This window comes from Agromyces soli (genome assembly GCF_022811605.1).
GTDB classification, from domain to species: Bacteria; Actinomycetota; Actinomycetes; order Actinomycetales; family Microbacteriaceae; genus Agromyces; species Agromyces soli.
This window is the reverse complement of record NZ_CP094533.1, coordinates 1650729-1668338: the sequence shown is the minus strand read 5'-3', so window position 1 is coordinate 1668338 and position 17610 is coordinate 1650729. Positions and strand designations below refer to the sequence as shown.

Genomic DNA, 17610 nt, shown 5'->3' with positions numbered 1-17610 from the left:
GTCGAGGTCAAGGACGGGGTAGGCTCGCCCACAGTGACACGGGGTGCCGCACCGCGGCTGAGAACACACCCGTCGAACCTGATCTAGTTCGGACTAGCGAAGGGATGTCGCGATGCAGACGCACGCCGCCATCGCCCCTGCCCACCTCATCGAGACGAGCGGCGAGCTGCTCGACCTCGTGCGATCGACGACGCCGCTGGTGCACTGCATCACGAACGCCGTCGTCACGAACTTCACGGCGAACGCCCTGCTCGCGATCGGCGCGGCCCCGGCCATGGTCGACCTCGTCGGCGAAGCCGGACCGTTCGCGACGGTCGCGAGCGGCCTGCTCGTGAACCTCGGCACGCCCCAGCCGGAGCAGCGCGCCGCCGCGCGCGAAGCGGTCGCCGGCGCCCGCCAGGCCGGCACGCCCTGGGTGCTCGACCCGGTCGCGATCGGCGCGCTGCCGATCCGCACGGAGCTCGCGCACGACCTCGCCGAACTGCGCCCGGCCGCGATCCGCGGCAACGCCTCCGAGATCCTCGCCCTCGCGGGGGTCGGCGCGGGCGGCCGCGGCGTCGACGCCGCCGACGAGACGGATGCCGCGGCCGAACCCGCCGCGGCGCTCGCCCGCCGCACAGGCGCCGTCGTCGCCGTCTCGGGCCCGGTCGACCTCGTGACGGACGGCGCCGCCACGGTGCGCCTCGCGAACGGCGACGCGCTGCTCACCCGCGTCACGGGCGGCGGCTGCGCCCTCGGCGCGGTCGTCGCGGCGTTCCTCGGCGCCGCACGCGGAACCGGTGCCGGCGCGCTCGAGGCCGTCGTCGCCGCGCACCTCGCGTACACGGTGGCCGCCGAGCGCGCCGCCGACGGTGCTGCGGGTCCCGGCAGCTTCGCCGTACGGTTCCTCGACGCGCTCACCGCGGTCGAGGCATCCGAGCTCCGCGCACTCGCCCGCGTCTCGATCGGCGCGCCGCTCGGAGCCGCCGCGTGAGCGCCCGACGCGCCCTCGACCTGTCGCTGTACCTCGTGACCGACGCCGCGCTCTGCGGCGAGCGCGGGGTCGCGGCGACCGTCGAGGCGGCCGTCTCGGGCGGTGCGACGATCGTGCAGCTGCGCGACAAGCACGCGAGCGACGAGGAGCTCCTCGCCCTGCTCGCCCGGCTCGACGAGGCGATCGCGGGCCGGGTGCCGCTCGTCGTGAACGATCGGCTCGAACTCGTGCTGCGGGCTCGCGCCGCGGGCCTGCGCGTCGACGGCGTGCACCTCGGGCAGGGCGACGCGGCCGTGCTCCGCGCGCGGGCCGAGCTCGGGCCGGACGCGATCGTCGGGCTCACCGCCAACACGCCGGCGCACCTCGCTGCGGTGGCCGCCCTGCCCGCGGGAACCGTCGACTACCTCGGTGTGGGCGTGCTGCGGCCGACCTCGACGAAGCCGGATCATCCGCCGGCCCTCGGCATCGCGGGCTTCGCAGCGCTGCAGGCGGCGGCTCGGGATGCCGCGGGCGCGCCGGTGCCGTGCGTCGCGATCGGCGGAGTGCGCCTGGAGGATGCCGCGCCGCTGCGCGCCGTGGGCGCTGCCGGCCTCGCGGTCGTCTCGGCGATCTGCGCGGCCCCGGACCCGCGGCGCCAGGCCGCCGACTTCGCGGCGGCCTGGCGGGGCGGGGCGACCCCGCGCACCGCGCACGAGCCGCGCATCCCGCGGGTGCTCAGCATCGCGGGCAGCGACCCCTCCGGCGGCGCCGGCATCCAGGCCGATCTGAAGTCGATCGCCGCGGTCGGCGGCTACGGCATGGCCGCGATCACGGCGCTCACCGCGCAGAACACCCGGGGCGTGCGCAGCGTGCACGTGCCGCCCGCCGCGTCCCTGCTGGCCCAGCTCGACGCGCTCTCCGACGACCTCATCGTCGACGCGGTGAAGCTCGGCATGCTCGCGAACGCGGAGCTGATCCGCACGGTCGCGGAGTGGCTCGGGCGGGTGCGCCCGCCGCTCGTCGTGCTCGATCCCGTGATGGTGTCGACGAGCGGCGACCGCCTGCTCGACCCGGAGGCCGAGGCGGCCCTGCGCGAGCTCCTGCCGCTCGCCGACCTCGTGACCCCCAACCTCGCGGAACTCGCCGTGCTCGCAGGCGCCGACGGCCCCGCGGCCGACTGGGCGAGCGCCCTGGAGCAGGCGACCGCACTGTCCGCCCGGACCGGGGTGCTCGTGCTCGCGAAAGGCGGCCACCTCGGCGGCGCCGAGGCTCCCGACGCGCTCGTCGACGCCCGCGCGGGCGCGGCGCTCGCGGAGATCGTCGAGTTCCACGGCGAGCGCATCGCGACGCGGGCGACGCACGGCACGGGCTGCTCGCTCTCCTCCGCGATCGCGACGCTCCGCGCGCGCCACGGGGCATGGGAGCCCGCCGTCGCCGAGGCGCGCCGCTGGCTGCGGGAGTCCCTGCGGCACGGGGCGTCGCTCGAGGTGGGCGGCGGGAACGGGCCGGTGCACCACTTCGCCGGGCTCTGGACCCGCGGCGGTCTCGACACGGCGCCCACGCCGGCCGAGCTCGGGGCCGAGTGGTGGGCGGACATCGCCGAGCTGCGCCGGGCGATCGACGAGCTGCCGTTCATCCGCCGGCTCGCCGACGGCAGCCTGCCGCGCACCGCGTTCGACGAGTACCTCGCGCAGGACGCGCACTACCTGCGCGAGTACGCCCGCGCGCTCGCCGAGGCGGCGCGACTCGCCCCGGATGCCTCGGCGCAGGCGTTCTGGGCCGCGGGCTCCCGCGAGTGCCTGACGGGCGAGCTCGCCCGGCACGAGCGGGATCTGGCCGGGGCGCTCGGGGCCGCGACGGGCGGCGCAGCCGCGGAGTTCGAGCCGAACGCCGTGAACCTCGGCTACCTCGACCACCTGCTCGCGAGCGGGGCCCGCGGCGGCTACCCGGAGCTCGTCGCGGCGGTGCTGCCCTGCTACTGGATCTACGACGACCTCGGCCGGCGGCTGCTGGCCGGCGACTTCGGCCCCGAGCCCGGCTCGCCGGAGCATCCCTACGCCGATTGGCTCGCGATGTACGCGGAGCCGTCGTTCGCCGTGTCGACGCAGCGGGCGATCGAGCTCGTCACCGGTGTCGCCGCGGCGGCGACACCGGAGGTGCGGGAGCGGATGCACCGGGCGTTCCGCCGGTCGGCGGAGTTCGAGCTGGCGTTCTTCGCGGCCCCGCTCGCGGCGTCCGCGGATGACGCCCCGGCACCCCCAGGATGCGGGACACGCGCGCTTTCTGCCACGATCGGAGCATGACCGACCCGAACACCGCCCCCGCAGGCTGGTACGACGACGGCTCCGGCCGGCTTCGCTACTGGGACGGCGCGAGCTGGACCGAGCACTTCGCCCCGCTGCCCGAGCCCGAGCCTGCCGCAGCACCCGCCGCAGAACCCGTTGCCGAGCCGGCACCCGAGGCATCCGCCGCGACGACCGAGGTGATCGCGCCGCAGCCGGATGAGTCGACCGCGCCGGAACCGGCCGCGGTGCCGCCGGTCGAGGGCAACCCGGCGTTCCCGGCGGCGCAGCCCGCGTACGGGCAGCAGGCCTACGGCGCGCAGCAGACGCACGAGGCGCAGCAGCCCTACGGGGCGCAGCAGGCGTACGGACAGCAGCCGTACGGGGCCCAGCCGGCGTACGGACAGCAGGCGTACGGACAGCAGCCCTACGGTGCCCAGCCCGCCCCCTACGGGAGCTACACGCCGGTCGCCCCGAAGAAGACGAACGTGCTCGGCCTCGTCGCCCTCGGCGTGGCCGTGCTCGGCGTGATCGGCGTCTGCATCCCGTTCGTGACGCTCATCGGCTTCGTGCTGCTCGTGATCGCATTCATCCTCTCGATCGTGTCGTTCTTCATGTCGGGGCAGCAGAAGTGGCCGGGCTTCGTCGCCCTCGGACTCTCGGTGCTCGGCGGGATCATCGCGGGCGTCGTGCTGCTCGTGTCGATCTTCGTCGGCCTGGCGAACAGCGATCCGTACGTGTCGGATCCGTCCGACAGCTGGCCCGAGGCGAGCGAGGAGGAGCTCGTTCCCAGCGATCCGCCGGCCGACGCGAGCGGCTTCGGCGAGACCTTCGTCTACGACGACGGCGTCGAGCTCACGGTCTCGGCGCCCGCGCCGTACACGCCGACCGAGCTGGCGGCGGGGGCAACGTACCCCGACAACGTGTACTTCACGGTCACGCTGAAGAACACCTCGGACGCCGCGGTCGACGTCTTCGCCTTCGGCGAGCTGGTGTCGGCCGGCGAGTACGGCAGCTCGATCTTCGACTTCGACGGCCCGCAGGGCGAGATCAGCCTGCCGCCGACCGAGACGCTCGAGCCCGGCGCGACGCTCACCTGGATCGAGGCGTGGTCCGTGGCCGACCCGAGCTCCCTCACGTACACGATCTCTCCGGGCTTCGACTACGACGACGCGGTCTTCACGACCGAGTAGTCGCCGCACGCACGGGACGGGCCGGACCTCACGAGGAGGTCCGGCCCGTCCCGCATTCCAGCTCGGACGAAGTCGGATGCGCACCGAGCGGGCTCCACACCGGTCGATACGCATCCGGCCTCGCCCGGGACGCGCGCGCGGGAAGGTCGCGCGCGGCCCGGGAAGCCGGTGGGGCGAGGTCGTCATCCCCGCCCCGTGGGCTCAGGCGCCGGCGAGCAGCCCGAGCGAGTCGACGACGCGGTTGGAGAAGCCCCACTCGTTGTCGTACCAGGCGACGACCTTCACGTGGCGGCCGTGCACCCGGGTGAGGGCCGCGTCGAAGATCGAGGAGTGCGGGTTGCCCTCGATGTCGCTCGAGACGATCGGGTCCTCGGTGTACTCGAGGATGCCGCGCAGCGGCCCCTCTGCGGCAGCGCGGTAGGCGGCGAGCACCTCGTCGAGCGTGACATCCTTCGCGACGGTCGTGTTCAGCTCGACGATGGAGCCGACGGGCACCGGCACCCGGATCGAGTCGCCCTGCAGCTTGCCGTCGAGGCCGGGCAGCACGAGGCCGATGGCCTTCGCGGCGCCAGTGGAGGTCGGCACGATGTTCACGCCGGCGGCGCGGGCGCGGCGCAGGTCGCGGTGCGGGCCGTCCTGCAGGTTCTGCTCCTGCGTGTAGGCGTGCACGGTGGTCATGAAGCCGTGCTCGATGCCGGCGAGCTCGTCGAGCACGTGCGCGAGCGGCGCGAGCGCGTTCGTCGTGCACGAGGCGTTCGAGACGATCGTGTGCAAGGCCGGGTCGTAGTCGGTGTGATTGACGCCGAAGGCGATCGTCGCGTCCGCCCCGTCGGAGGGCGCCGAGACGAGCACGCGCTTCGCGCCGGCCTCGAGGTGGGCGCGGGCGGCGTCGGCGGAGGTGAAACGGCCGGTCGACTCGAGCACGAGCTCGACGTTCAGCTCGCCCCAGGGCAGCTTCGCGGGCTCGCGCTCGGCGAGCACCCGGATGCGCGCGCCGTCGACGACGAGCGCCTCGCCCTCGACGGACACCTCGCGGTCGAAGCGGCCGAGGGTGCTGTCGTACTTCAGCAGGTGCGCGAGCGTGGCCGGGGCGGTGAGGTCGTTGATCGCGACGACCTCGAAGTCGGCGCCGCGCTCGACGATCGCGCGCAGCACGTTGCGGCCGATCCGACCGAATCCGTTGATGGCGATGCGAGTGGTCATGCCTCCAGCATCGTCGCGGGATGCCTCGCGCAGCAGTGGCTCGCAAGCCAGTGTCCGAAAGGATCGCGCCAGTCCGAGCCCGGCCGCTCACTCCCCGCGGGCGAACGTCTCCCGGTAGCCGCTCGGCGAGGTGCCGAGGATGCGCTGGAAGTGCAGCCGCAGGTTCGCACCGGTGCCCAGACCCACCTGCGCGGCGACCTGCTCGACCCCGAGCTCGGTGCGTTCGAGGAGCTCCCGCGCGACGTCCACCCGTGCGCGCAGCACCCACTGCATGGGCGTGTAGCCGGTGTCCTCCACGAAGCGGCGCGAGAAGGTGCGCGGCGACACGTTCGCGTTGCGGGCGAGATCGCCGAGCGTCAGCGGCTCGCCGAGCCGTTCGAGCGCCCACTGCCGGGTCGCGGCGAACACCGGCCCGAGCTCCTCGGGAAGGCTCCGCGGCACGTACTGCGCCTGCCCGCCGCTGCGGTACGGCGCGGCGACGAGCCGCCGGGCGGCGTGGTTCGCGACGCCGACGCCGAGGTCGCGGCGCACGAGGTGCAGGCACAGGTCGATGCCGCTCGCGGCGCCCGCCGAGGTGAGCACGCTGCCCTCGTCGACGAAGAGCACGTTCGCGTCGACGCGGACGAGCGGATGCCCCGCCCGCAGCGCCTGCGTGTAGTGCCAGTGCGTCGTCGCCCGGCGCCCGTCGAGTAGCCCCGTCGCGGCGAGCGCGAACGCCCCCGTCGAGATCGCCGCGAGCCGGGCCCCGCGCTCGTGCGCGGCGCGCAGCGCGTCGACGACCACCGCGGGCGGCGGCTCGCGGTCGGGGTGCCGGTAGCCGGGGATGAACACCGTGTCGGCCCACTCGAGCGCCTCCAGCCCGTGCGCCACGTGGTACGAGAGCCCGTCGCCGCCCGTCACGAGGCCGGGCGCGGCACCGCAGACGTGCACCTCGTACGGCATGCTCGCCCGGGTCGTGAAGACCTGCGCGGGGATGCCGACGTCGAGGGGCTTCGCCCCCTCGAGCACGAGCACGGCGATCCGGTGCAAGGAAGTGGTCACCTGGCAAGGATGCCACGGACCGCAAGCGGATCGCCGCCGCGTGCGTCAGCGCGCGGCATCCTCCCCGAGCGGCGCGAGCCGCAGCACCGTGTGCTGATTCTCGAGGCCTTCGACCATCACGAGCGTGCAGGCGAGCACCCGGCCGCGCCACACCTCCGACACCTCGAGCTGCGCGAGCGGCTCGAACGGGTAGCGGTTCGCGACGAAGCTGTTGCCGCCGTTGCCGCCGATCGAGGCGTGCGCGTGGTTCAGGTACCGGATGCCGGTGTCGAGATCCTGCACCGCGGGCACCGTGTACGCCTGGGACTCGCCGAGCCCGCGGCGCTTGCGCTCCGGGCGGGGATCGGCGAAGCGGGTGAGCTCCACGACATGCCCGACCGGGATGGCCGCCGGATAGTTCAACGCGATGCTGCGCTCCATCGCCTCACCCTATCCGGCGCCGCGCGGACGTCCGCGCGACGATCGCGGGCTCGCGGAACACCCGGGAGGCCGCCTACGTTCTTCTCTGTGGGCCCGTGCGACCGCGAGCCCGCGAGAACGAAGGAGCGGACCATGACCGACACCGGCGCCATCACCAGCATCCCCGGCACCGAGACCGCGGTGCTCGCCGGCGGCTGCTTCTGGGGCATGCAGGACCTCATCCGCCGCCGCCCCGGCGTCATCAGCACCCGCGTCGGATACACCGGCGGGCAGAACGACCACGCGACGTACCGCAACCACCCGGGCCACGCCGAGGCGATCGAGATCGTCTACGACCCGACGAAGACGAGCTTCCGCGAGCAGTTGGAGTTCTTCTTCCAGATCCACGACCCGACGACCCTGAACCGCCAGGGCAACGACCTGGGCACGAGCTACCGCTCGGCCATCTTCCCGACGAGCCCCGAGCAGGAGCAGGTCGCCAGGGAGACGATCGCCGACGTGGATGCCTCGGGGCTCTGGCCGGGCGACGCGGTCACGACGATCGAGCCGAGCGGCCCCTTCTGGGAGGCCGAGTCCGAGCACCAGGACTACCTGGAGCGCATCCCCAACGGCTACACCTGCCACTTCGCGCGCCCGGGCTGGGTGCTGCCGAAGCGCGAGCAGGCGAGCGCGGCGGAGTAACCGGTTCAGGCGGTGCGGTCGAGCGCGGCTTCGAGCCGGCCGACCGTGCCGCCGAGGTTCCACTCGGCGCCGAGCTGCTCGAGCCGCTCGCGGGCGGTGGCGTCCAGCGGCCGGAGCTTCGCCGCGTCCGGCTCGAAGCCGAGCGGCAGCTCGCGGCGCACCCGCACCACCTCGGGAGCCACGGCGAGGTAGTCGGCCGCGGCGGCGAGCTTGGCCCGCACCCCCGCCGACATGCCGGGCTCCCCCGCCTCGGCCGCGGCGAGCACCCCGTCGAGCGTGCCGAAGGTCTGCAGCAGGCCCGCGGCGGTCTTCTCGCCGACGCCGGCGACGCCCGGCAGCCCGTCTGAGGCATCCCCGCGCAGCGTCGCGAAGTCCGCGTACTGCTGGGGCAGCACCCCGTACTTGCCGACCACTGTCGCCTCGGTGACGACCTCGAGCTTGCTCATGCCGCGCGCGGTATTGATGAGCCGCACGCCGGCGGCGTCGTCGACGAGCTGGAAGAGGTCGCGGTCGCCCGTGACGATGTCGACGGGCATGGGCGCACCCGTCGCGAGCGTGCCGATGACGTCATCCGCCTCGGCCTGCGGCGCGCCGACCACGGCGATGCCGAGCACGTCGAGGAGCTCGCGGATGCGCGGGATCTGCGCGACGAGCCCCGGCGGCGTCTCCTCGACGTCGACCCCGCCCGGCACCGCTTCGACCACGCGGTGCGCCTTGTAGCTCGGGATGCGCTCGACCCGCCACGCGGGCCGCCAGTCGTCGTCCCAGCACGCGACGAGGTGCGTCGCCTCGTAGTCCGTCGTGAGCCGCGCGATCATGTCGCCGAGGCCGCGCACGGCGTTCACCGGGGTGCCGTCGGGCGAGACGATCGAGTCGGGCACGCCGAAGAAGGCGCGGAAGTAGAGCGACGCGGTGTCGAGGAGCATCATGCGGTCGGCCATGCGCCGATCCTGCCACGGCTCGCTACCTTTGACGCATGGAGAAACGACTTCCGCCTGTTCAGCGCTGGGTGTTCTGGCCCGCGGCGGTCGTGATCGTCGCCTTCGTGGTGTTCGCCCTCGTCGCCCCCGACGCCGCCGAGACCGTGTTCGGCGCGGTCCAGTCGGGCATCGTGAACACCTTCAACTGGTACTACGTGCTCATCGCCGCGTTCTTCGTCGCGGTCAGCCTGTTCTTCGGCTTCAGCCGCTTCGGCGACATCAAGCTCGGCCGCGACGACGACGAGCCGGAGTTCTCGTTCCCGGCGTGGCTCTCGCTGCTCTTCGCCGCGGGCATGGGCATCGGCCTCGTCTTCTACGGCGTGAGCGAGCCGCTCAGCCACTTCGTGTCCCCGCGCCCGGGCGTCACGGGCACGCCGGAGCAGCTCGCCCAGGCCGCGCTCAGCCAGACGTACCTGCACTGGGGCATCCACGCGTGGGCGATCTACGTCGTGATCGGGCTGGCGCTGGCGTACGCCATCCACCGTCGCCGTCGGCCGATCTCGATCCGGTGGACGCTCGAGCCGCTGCTCGGCAAGCGCGTCGAGGGCGGCTGGGGGCATGCGATCGACGTGATCGCCCTCGTCGGCACCCTCTTCGGCGTCGCGACCTCGCTCGGCCTCGGCGTGCTGCAGATCAGCGCCGGCCTGCACGCCGCCGGCTTCGCCGAGCCGGACGAGTTCACCCAGGTCGTCATCATCCTCGTGATCTCGGTGTTCGTGCTGTTCTCGGTGCTGTCGGGCGTCACGAAGGGCATGAAGTGGCTGTCGACGGCGAACCTCGTGCTCGCCGGACTGCTCGTGCTGTACCTGCTGGTGTTCGGGCAGAGCGAGTTCCTGCTGCGCGAGTTCGTGCAGTCGATCGGCAACTACATCCAGAACTTCGTGGGCCTCTCGTTCAACACGAGCGCGTTCCAGGGCGAGGCGGGCGAGCAGTGGCAGGCGTCGTGGACGTCGTTCTACTGGGGCTGGTGGATCTCGTGGGCGCCGTTCGTCGGCATCTTCATCGCGCGGGTCTCGAAGGGCCGCACGGTGCGCGAGTTCGTGATGGGCGTCATCATCGTGCCCACGCTGCTCGGCATCCTGTGGTTCGCGGTGCTCGGCGGATCGGCGCTCGCGATCGAGCTGCAGACGCCCGGCGCGCTCACCCGGCCCGATGGCACGGTCGACGTGCAGGGGGCGCTGTTCCAGTTGCTCGAGTACGTGCCGGGCACGCAGGTCGTGACCATCGGGGTCATCATCCTGATCGCGATCTTCTTCGTCACCTCGGCCGACTCCGGCGCGCTCGTGATGGGCATGATCGCCACGGGCGGGCAGCTGAACCCGAAGCGCTGGATCCGCACCTTCTTCACCGCGATCACCGCCCTCCTCGCGATCGCGCTGCTGCTGAGCGGCGGGCTCACCGCGCTGCAGACCGCGGCGATCATCATCGCGCTGCCGTTCAGCATCGTGATGCTGCTGATCTGCTGGTCGACGATCATCGCGTTCCGCCGGGAGCGGCGTGCGTACGAGCGGGCGCAGCGCGCGGCCTTCATCGACCGGATCGGCGAGGTGTACGGGCTCGAGGCGGAGCCCGGCGAGGGCGCACCGGTGGGCGCGCAGCCGCGCTGGGTGCGCTCGCTGCGGCGGCGCTTCGGACTGGCGGATGCCCCGACGTCCGAGCGGCGGCTTTCGACGACCGCGCTCGAGGCGGAGCGGCGCGACGAGCTCGGCGTGCCGGGCGCCGACGTGGACGAGCTCGTCGATCGCGACGAGCTGTCGGTGCTCGACGATCCGGAGATCCCGGAGCACGGCGAGGACGAGCCGCGGGGGACGCCCCAGTAGGTCGCTGGCCGGCGGCGCGCAGTCGCGTGGCGCCGAGCCGCGCGCAGTAGCGTGGTCGCATGGGCATGACCGCCGTCTTCCGGGCCGCGAAGCGGGCGTCGCTGCTGCAGGTGGCGAAATCGGCGGTGGCGACGATCGCCGCCTGGCTCGTGGCGGGCTGGATCGTGCAGGGGCAGCTGCCCGTGTTCGCCGCGATCGCGGCGCTGCTCGTGGTGCAGCCGAGCGTGAACCAGTCGTTCGCGAAGGCCATCGAGCGCAGCATCGGGGTGATCGCCGGCGTCGTGATCGCCTCGGCGCTCGGCCTCGTGTTCGGCTCGGCGAGCTGGGTGGTGCTCGTCGCGATCGTGGTGGCGATGCTCGTCGCGTGGGCGCTGAAGGTGACGCCGGGCACCGGCAACCAGGTCGCGATCAGCGCGATGCTCGTGCTCGCGCTCGGCTCGTCGAGCCCGGAGTACGCGATCGACCGCATCTTCGAGACCCTGATCGGCGCCGCGATCGGCATCGTCGTGAACGCGCTCATCGTGCCGCCCGTGCTCGTCGGCCCGGCGCGCCGCGACCTGGCGCTCCTCGGCGGGGAGCTCGCGGCGAGCCTCAGCCGCCTCGCGGCGGCCCTCGAGTCGCCGCAGTCCTCGCACGCGATGCAGCAGCTCATGCTCGAGGCGCGGCTCATGCGGCCGATGCGGGATGCCGCGGAGGCATCCATCACCGCCGGCGAGGAGTCGCTCACCCTGAACCCGCGGCGCTCGGCGCACCGCGACGAGCTCCGCGAGCTGCGGGCGCTGGTCGAGAAGCTGAGCCCGATCGTGACGCAGGTGATCGGGATGACCCGGGCGACGCTCGACCACTACGACCCGGCGCTCTCGGAGGAGCCGGCGGTGCAGGCGATCGCGGAACAGCTGCGCCGTGCCGCGCACGACGTGCGGCTCGCGGTGCATCTCGCGGAGATCGAGCCGGAGCCCGCGCCGATGACGTCGGCGGTGCCGGCGCTCACGGCCCCGCTCGTCGTCACGGCGCCCCGCTCCGGGCACTGGATCCTGATCGGCTCGCTCATGGAGGACCTGCGCCGCATCCACGCGGAGCTGCTGGACGAGGTCTGAGCCTCCCTCCCGCCCTCCCCTCCCGGCCCCGTGAAGTCAGTATTTGCGGTCGGCGCGGCCGCGCACCCGCAAATACTGACATCGCGCCCCACCTCTCGGCGCGGGCGTAGGCTGACCGGGTGACCGGGGCCGTTCGAACGGCGCGACGCCGCGACGCGGCGCTCGCGGGAATCGTTGCGGTCGGGGCAGGCATCGGTGTCGGCGAACTGGTCGCCGCGTTCGTGGCCCCGACCGGCGGCCCGATCACCGACGTCGGCGGTCTCGCGGTGGATCTCGCCCCCGCTTGGGCGAAAGATGCCGCGATCGCCCTCTTCGGCACGGCCGACAAGCTCGCGCTCATCGTCGGCATCGCGCTCGTGCTCGCGCTGCTCGCCGCCGCGGCCGGCGTGCTCGAGGCGATCCGTCCCCCGATCGGCACGCTGCTCGTCATCGCAGCGGGCACCGCCGGCATCGTCGCGACCGCGACCCGGGCGCAGTTCTCGCCGCTCGACCTCGCACCCCCGCTTGTCACCGCGCTCGTCGCCGTGCTGCTGCTGCGGCGGCTCGTGCGCCTCGCGGCGCTCGCGGCGCCGCGAGCGGGGTCCGCCGAGACCGTGGATGCCGAGGCCGTGGATGCCGAGGCATCCGCCCTGCCGGCCGGGCCCGACCGCCGCCGCTTCCTCGCCTGGGCCGCCGGATCCGCGGCGCTCGGCCTGCTCGCCGGGATCGGCGGCTGGACCCTGCGGGCCGGCGCGAGGGTCGCGAGCGCCGCGCGCGACGCCATCCGGCTGCCCGCACCCGCGACGCCCGCCCCGGCCATCCCCGCCGGCGCCGCCTTCGACGTCGACGGCCTCACCCCGCTGATCACCCCGAACGCCGAGTTCTACCGCATCGACACGGCCCTGCAGGTGCCGGTCATCGATCCCGCCGACTGGCAGCTGCGGGTGCACGGGCAGGTCGAGCGGGAGGTGACGCTCGACTGGGAGGAACTGCTCGCCCTGCCGCTCGAGGAGCACGCCGTCACACTCGCCTGCGTGTCGAACGAGGTCGGCGGCTCGCTCATCGGCAACGCCACCTGGCTCGGCTACCCGATCGCCGCGCTGCTCGACCGCGCCGGCGTCTCGGCGGACGCGGACATGGTGCTCTCCCGCAGCATCGACGGGTTCACCGCGGGCACGCCGCTCGAGGTGCTGCGCGACGGGCGAGCTGCGCTGCTCGCGATCGGGATGAACGGTGAGCCGCTGCCCGCCGAGCACGGGTTCCCCGTGCGACTCGTCGTACCCGGGCTGTACGGCTACGTCTCGGCCACGAAGTGGGTGACGGAGCTCGAGGTGACCCGCTTCGACCGGGCCCGGGCGTACTGGACCGACCGCGGCTGGAGCGAACGCGGCCCGGTGAAGCTGTCCAGCCGCATCGACGTGCCGCGCGAGCCCGTCGGGGCGGGCCCGGTCGTCGTCGCGGGCGTGGCCTGGTACCAGCACGTCGGCGTCGAGCGGGTCGAGGTGCGCGTCGACGGCGGCGCCTGGCAGGAGGCCGAGCTCGCGAGCGCCATCTCGGACGACACCTGGGTGCAGTGGCGCTGGAGGTGGGATGCCTCACCGGGATCCCACGAGCTGCAGGTGCGCGCCGTCGGATCGGACGGCACGGTGCAGAGCTCCGAACAGCGACCACCGGCCCCCGACGGTGCGACCGGCCTCGACCGCCGCACCGTCGAGGTGCAGTGACCCGCAGAGATGCACAGTTGGGATACCATTTCGGTGTGAGCGGTCGTATGCACCTCGACGATGAGCACCTCGCGGCAGCGGTGCTTGAGCGGGTCGCTCACGCAGCGGCGCAGGGACTTGTGGTCGAGGCGGCAACCGCCTCACGGGGCTGCATCCGCATCGTCTATCGCTCAGCAGCCCAGGCCCCGCTCATCGGTCGGACGTTCGACTTGGCGCGCCTCCGAGCTCAGTTCGACCCGAGCACGCCAACGGCGCTTGCCGAGGTGATTCTCGACGAGCTGCGCGATCCGACCGATCCTGGGCCGCTGCTCCTGCCGGAGTACGACGCGGCGCTCGTCCCGGGAAAAGGCCCCGTGGGGTGGTGGCCGAGCCCCTGAGGGGCGCCGCTCAGCCGAGCAGTTCGCGGACGGCGAGGCCCCACTCGAAGCCGCACTCGCGGCAGTCGAAGATGGGCGCGTCGTCGAAGGTGAAGCCGTCGAGCCCGGTGTCGGGGTCGGCGGCGGCCTCGACCTCGAGGTCGAGCGGGCCGTAGAGGATCACGTGCACCGCGTGCGAGTCGCACCGCGGGCAGCGCTCGTCGACGGCCCGGGCGGGCGCGGGGCCGGCTTCGGGGTCGGATTCGAGGCTCATCGTGCGGTTCGTCATGGCAGCCACGGTACGCGCGGCCTCCGACATCGACCGGACCGCCGCGGCGCGTCGCCTCCGGAGCCCTAGGCTGGCAGCGTGCCCGCATCGACGCCCGCTCCCGCCCCAGGCCGGCCGACCCCGGAGTCGCCGACGAGCCGCATCCTGCGCGCGAGCTTCGCGACCGAGGAGGCCGTCTACGGCGTCATCCTCGTCGCCGGCCTCATCGCCGTGTCCGGCGTGCACGGAGCGACCTCGTTCACCGTCTTCGCGACCGTGATGATCACGGTCGTCGTGTTCTGGCTCGCCCATCTCTACGCCGGCACGGTCGCCGGGCACGGTCTCGCCCACGACCGCATCATCGGCATCCGGGAGTCGTTCCGCGCCGCGTTCCGCCGTTCGCTCGGCCTGCTGCTGTCCGCCCTCATCCCCTCGAGCATCCTGCTGCTGGGCACGGCCCGCGTCATCGACGATCGGGCCACCATCTGGGTCGCCCTGTGGACGTGCGTCGCGGTGCTCGCCGTGCTCGGCTTCGTCGCCTTCCAGCGTCGCGGCGCCCCGTGGCCCATCCGCGTGCTCGGCTCGCTCACGACCGCCGCGTTCGGCGTCGTGATCATCGTTGCGAAAGCCCTCATCCACTGACCTGGAATCCACCGACATGGAACGGACGAACGACCCCATGCCCGACGCGCCCCTCGGCTTCGACTTCTTCAGCGCCGGCGAGCTCCCCGCCCCGAACCTGCCGGCCGCCGAGGTCGCCGCGATCGCGCGCGAGCACTGGGGGCTCGAGCTCGCCCTCGCGCCGCTCGGCAGCCAGCAGGACCAGAACTTCCTCGCCCGGCTCGCCGACGACGGGTCGACGGATGCCTCGGCGGGCACCCCGATCGGCGTCGTGAAGATCACGAACCCCGCCTTCGGCGCGGAGGAGCTCGCCGCCCAGGACGCGGCCGCCGCCCGGATCGCCGAGGCCTCCCCCGTGCTCCGTATCGCGACGACGATCCGCGACGAGGACGGCGCCCCGCTGCACGTGCGCGCCGAGACGAGCGAGGGCGGCCTCGACCTGCGCCTGCTGCGCTTCCTCGACGGCGGCACCCTCACGGGCGACGCGTACCTCTCCCCCGCGGTCGTCGCCGGACTGGGCGAGCTCGCCGCGAGCTCGGTGCTCGCCCTCGCGGACTTCGACCACCCGGGGCTCGACCGGGTGCTGCAGTGGGATCCGCGGGTCGCGGACCGTGTCGTCGCGCTCCTCGCAGCTCACCACCCGGATGCCTCGCGGCGCACCCTCGTCGAGGCCGCGACCGCCGAGGCGTGGGCCGTGCTCGCGCCGCTCGCCGACGCGCTGCCGATGCAGGCGGTGCACCTCGACCTCACCGACGACAACGTCGTGTGCCGCACCGAGCGCGGCATCCGCCGCCCCGACGGCATGATCGACTTCGGCGACGTGACCCGCAGCTGGGCGGTCGCCGAGCTCGCCATCTCGATCTCCTCGGTGCTGCACCACGACGGAGCGGAGCCCGCGTCGGTGCTGCCCGCGGTGCGGGCCTTCCACGCGCGCCGCCCGCTCAGCGAGGCGGAGATCGCCGCGATCTGGCCGATCGTCGTGCTGCGGGCCGCGGTGCTCGTCGTGAGCGGCGAGCACCAGGTGCAGCTCGACGGCGGCGAGAACGCGTACGCGGCCGCGGGCATCGCCCGGGAGTGGCGCATCTTCGAGCGGGCGACGTCCGTGCCGATCGAGGTGATGACGGCCGTCGTCGCCGACGCCCTCCGCGAGGACGGGGGCGGCGCGGCGACCGCGACCACAGCGACGACCGCCCCGAACCCCGCCGGCGCCGAGCGCCCCGGCGTCGCCCGGCTCGACGTCTCCGTCTTCGCCGACGCCGTCGACGGCGGCGCCTGGCTCGACGGCGCAGCGCTCGAGGAACGGCTCGCCGCCCGCGCGCTCGACGCCGGGGCATCCGCCGCCTGGCTGCCGCGCGCGGTGCCGCGGCTGACCGCGAGCACCCGCCGCTCGGCGGAGTCGGCCGCGACGATCCCGCTCGGCGTCGACGTCTGGTTCGCCGAGCAGACCCGCCTCGAGGCCTCCGAGCACCTGATCCTCGACGGCGCGCTGCAGGAGGCCGACGGCGAGTGGATCGCGCCCGCGCGCACCCGCGTGCGCGCCCGCCTCGGCCGTCCCGACGCCCCGCACCTCGTGCGCCCCGAGTACGCCGCGGGCTGGCTCGCGGTCACCGACGACCCCGCGCCGATGCTGGGCCTCGCCGACCCGGCGCCGGCGCCGGAGCCGGTGCCCGGCGCGAGCACCGCCCCGTCCCTGCTCGCCCGCCGCGACGCCTCCTTCGCCGAGGTGCAGGAGCACTACTACGACACCCCGCCGCAGATCGAGCGCGGCTGGCGCGAGCACCTCGTCGGCACCGACGGCCGGGTCTACCTCGACATGGTGAACAACGTCACGCCGCTCGGGCACGGGCACCCGGGCGTCGCCGACGCCGTCGCTCGGCAGCTGCGCCGGCTGAACACGAACTCGCGCTTCCACTACGCGGCCGTCGTCGAGTTCTCGGAGCGGCTCGCCGCGCTCCTGCCCGAGCCGCTCGACACCGTGTTCCTCGTGAACTCCGGATCCGAGGCCGCCGACCTCGCCATCCGCGTCGCCCTCGCCGCGACCGGCCGGCGCGACGTCGTCAGCGTGCTCGAGTCGTACCACGGCTGGACGTACGGCTCCGACGCCGTCTCGACCTCGATCGCCGACAACCCGAACGCCCTCGCCACCCGCCCGGACTGGGTGCACCCGATCGAGGCGCCGAACCCGTACCGCGGCCGGTACCGCGGGGCCGAGGCCGCGCGCTACGCCCCCGAGGCCGCCGCCGCGATCCACGAGCTCGCCGCCTCGGGCCGCCCGCCGGCCGCGTTCATCGCCGAGACCTTCACCGGCAACGCCGGGGGCATCCCGCTGCCCGACGGCTACCTCGCCGAGGTCTACGCCGCCGTGCGCGCCGAGGGCGGCCTCGCGATCGCCGACGAGGTGCAAGCCGGGTACGGCCGGCTCGGCGAGTGGTTCTGGGGCTTCGAGCAGCAGGGCGTCGTGCCCGACGTGGTCGCCGTCGCGAAGGCGATGGGCAACGGCCATCCCCTGGGCGCCGTGATCACGAGCCGCGAGATCGCCGCGCGCTTCCGCACGCAGGGGTACTTCTTCAGCTCCACCGGCGGCAGCCCGGCCTCCTCGGTCGCCGGCCTCGCCGTGCTCGACGGCTACGCCGAGGAGGGACTGCAGCAGCACGCGGCCGAGACCGGCGCGTACCTGAAGGGGCTCCTCGAGGAGCTGCAGACCCGGTATCCGCTCATCGGCACGGTGCACGGGCTCGGGCTGTACCTCGGCGTCGAGTTCGTCCGCGACCGCGAGACGCTGGAGCCTGCGACCGAGGAGACGGCGGCCATCTGCGACCGCCTGCTCGAGCTCGGCGTCGTCATGCAACCGACCGGCGACCACCAGAACGTGCTGAAGACGAAGCCGCCGCTCGTCGTCACCAGGGAGAGCTGCGACTTCTTCGTCGCGATGCTCGACCGGGTGCTCGGGGAGGGTTGGTGACGCGCCGCGACGCGCTCTGCTCCAGCTCGTC

At 73.7% G+C, this 17610-nt stretch carries 15 protein-coding genes and 1 riboswitch; of the genes, 10 read left to right on the top strand and 5 right to left on the bottom strand.

Going from position 1 to position 17610, the window contains the following annotated elements; all coding sequences use genetic code 11:
• Positions 1 to 29: 29 nt before the first annotated feature.
• A riboswitch (TPP riboswitch) is annotated at positions 30 to 122 on the top strand.
• From thiM to MTP13_RS08020, 3 genes are all read left to right on the top strand, one after another.
• Positions 113 to 973 carry a hydroxyethylthiazole kinase gene (thiM, locus tag MTP13_RS08030; RefSeq protein ID WP_243570538.1) on the top strand — a complete coding sequence of 287 codons (861 nt, stop codon included), beginning with the start codon at positions 113 to 115 and terminating at the stop codon, positions 971 to 973. (Overlaps the previous riboswitch by 10 nt.)
• A complete protein-coding gene (locus MTP13_RS08025; RefSeq protein ID WP_243570537.1) occupies positions 970 to 3255 on the top strand; it encodes a bifunctional hydroxymethylpyrimidine kinase/phosphomethylpyrimidine kinase in 2286 nt (761 codons plus the stop codon). Before thiM ends, MTP13_RS08025 begins: the two co-directional genes overlap by 4 nt.
• Positions 3252 to 4427, top strand: coding sequence for a DUF2510 domain-containing protein (locus tag MTP13_RS08020; protein WP_243570536.1), 1176 nt, complete (start codon positions 3252 to 3254; stop codon positions 4425 to 4427). Before MTP13_RS08025 ends, MTP13_RS08020 begins: the two co-directional genes overlap by 4 nt.
• A gap of 201 nt (positions 4428 to 4628) precedes the next feature.
• On the opposite strand, the gene gap is transcribed toward MTP13_RS08020, so the two are convergent.
• From gap to MTP13_RS08005, 3 genes are all read right to left on the bottom strand, one after another.
• On the bottom strand, positions 4629 to 5630 hold the full coding sequence (gap, locus tag MTP13_RS08015) for a type I glyceraldehyde-3-phosphate dehydrogenase (protein ID WP_243570535.1): 1002 nt from the start codon (positions 5628 to 5630) through the stop codon (positions 4629 to 4631).
• Between the two features lie 87 nt (positions 5631 to 5717).
• Complete coding sequence (locus MTP13_RS08010) at positions 5718 to 6659, bottom strand: GlxA family transcriptional regulator (protein WP_424221967.1); 942 nt, start codon at positions 6657 to 6659, stop codon at positions 5718 to 5720.
• A gap of 57 nt (positions 6660 to 6716) precedes the next feature.
• Positions 6717 to 7091, bottom strand: a complete 375-nt coding sequence (locus tag MTP13_RS08005) for a hypothetical protein (protein WP_243570533.1) — start codon at positions 7089 to 7091, stop codon at positions 6717 to 6719.
• 132 nt (positions 7092 to 7223) lie between these two features.
• Between MTP13_RS08005 and msrA the strand changes: the two genes are divergently transcribed.
• Entirely contained in the window at positions 7224 to 7772 is a 549-nt protein-coding gene (gene msrA, locus MTP13_RS08000; protein ID WP_243570532.1) for a peptide-methionine (S)-S-oxide reductase MsrA, read from the top strand.
• Positions 7773 to 7777: 5 nt separating this feature from the next.
• Here msrA and MTP13_RS07995 read toward each other — a convergent pair whose 3' ends face one another.
• Positions 7778 to 8713: a 5'-3' exonuclease gene (locus MTP13_RS07995; RefSeq protein ID WP_243570531.1), complete on the bottom strand. Its 936-nt coding sequence runs from the start codon at positions 8711 to 8713 to the stop codon at positions 7778 to 7780.
• Between the two features lie 35 nt (positions 8714 to 8748).
• Here MTP13_RS07995 and MTP13_RS07990 point away from each other — a divergent pair, with 35 nt between their 5' ends.
• From MTP13_RS07990 to MTP13_RS07975, 4 genes are all read left to right on the top strand, one after another.
• Positions 8749 to 10572, top strand: a complete 1824-nt coding sequence (locus tag MTP13_RS07990; protein ID WP_243570530.1) for a BCCT family transporter — start codon at positions 8749 to 8751, stop codon at positions 10570 to 10572.
• Positions 10573 to 10631: 59 nt separating this feature from the next.
• Complete coding sequence (locus tag MTP13_RS07985) at positions 10632 to 11669, top strand: FUSC family protein (protein ID WP_243570529.1); 1038 nt, start codon at positions 10632 to 10634, stop codon at positions 11667 to 11669.
• 119 nt (positions 11670 to 11788) lie between these two features.
• Positions 11789 to 13372 carry a molybdopterin-dependent oxidoreductase gene (locus MTP13_RS07980; RefSeq protein ID WP_243570528.1) on the top strand — a complete coding sequence of 528 codons (1584 nt, stop codon included), beginning with the start codon at positions 11789 to 11791 and terminating at the stop codon, positions 13370 to 13372.
• A 35-nt stretch (positions 13373 to 13407) separates the two neighbouring features.
• The gene (locus MTP13_RS07975) at positions 13408 to 13749 is read left to right on the top strand and encodes a hypothetical protein (RefSeq protein WP_243570527.1); all 342 of its coding nucleotides are present in this window, start codon (positions 13408 to 13410) and stop codon (positions 13747 to 13749) included.
• A gap of 10 nt (positions 13750 to 13759) precedes the next feature.
• On the opposite strand, the gene MTP13_RS07970 is transcribed toward MTP13_RS07975, so the two are convergent.
• Positions 13760 to 14017 (bottom strand): hypothetical protein, encoded by a 258-nt coding sequence (locus MTP13_RS07970; RefSeq protein WP_243570526.1) that lies wholly within the window; start codon positions 14015 to 14017, stop codon positions 13760 to 13762.
• A 78-nt stretch (positions 14018 to 14095) separates the two neighbouring features.
• Between MTP13_RS07970 and MTP13_RS07965 the strand changes: the two genes are divergently transcribed.
• Complete coding sequence (locus MTP13_RS07965) at positions 14096 to 14638, top strand: hypothetical protein (protein WP_243570525.1); 543 nt, start codon at positions 14096 to 14098, stop codon at positions 14636 to 14638.
• A gap of 16 nt (positions 14639 to 14654) precedes the next feature.
• Complete coding sequence (locus MTP13_RS07960; protein WP_243570524.1) at positions 14655 to 17579, top strand: aminotransferase class III-fold pyridoxal phosphate-dependent enzyme; 2925 nt, start codon at positions 14655 to 14657, stop codon at positions 17577 to 17579.
• The last annotated feature ends 31 nt before the right edge of the window (positions 17580 to 17610 follow it).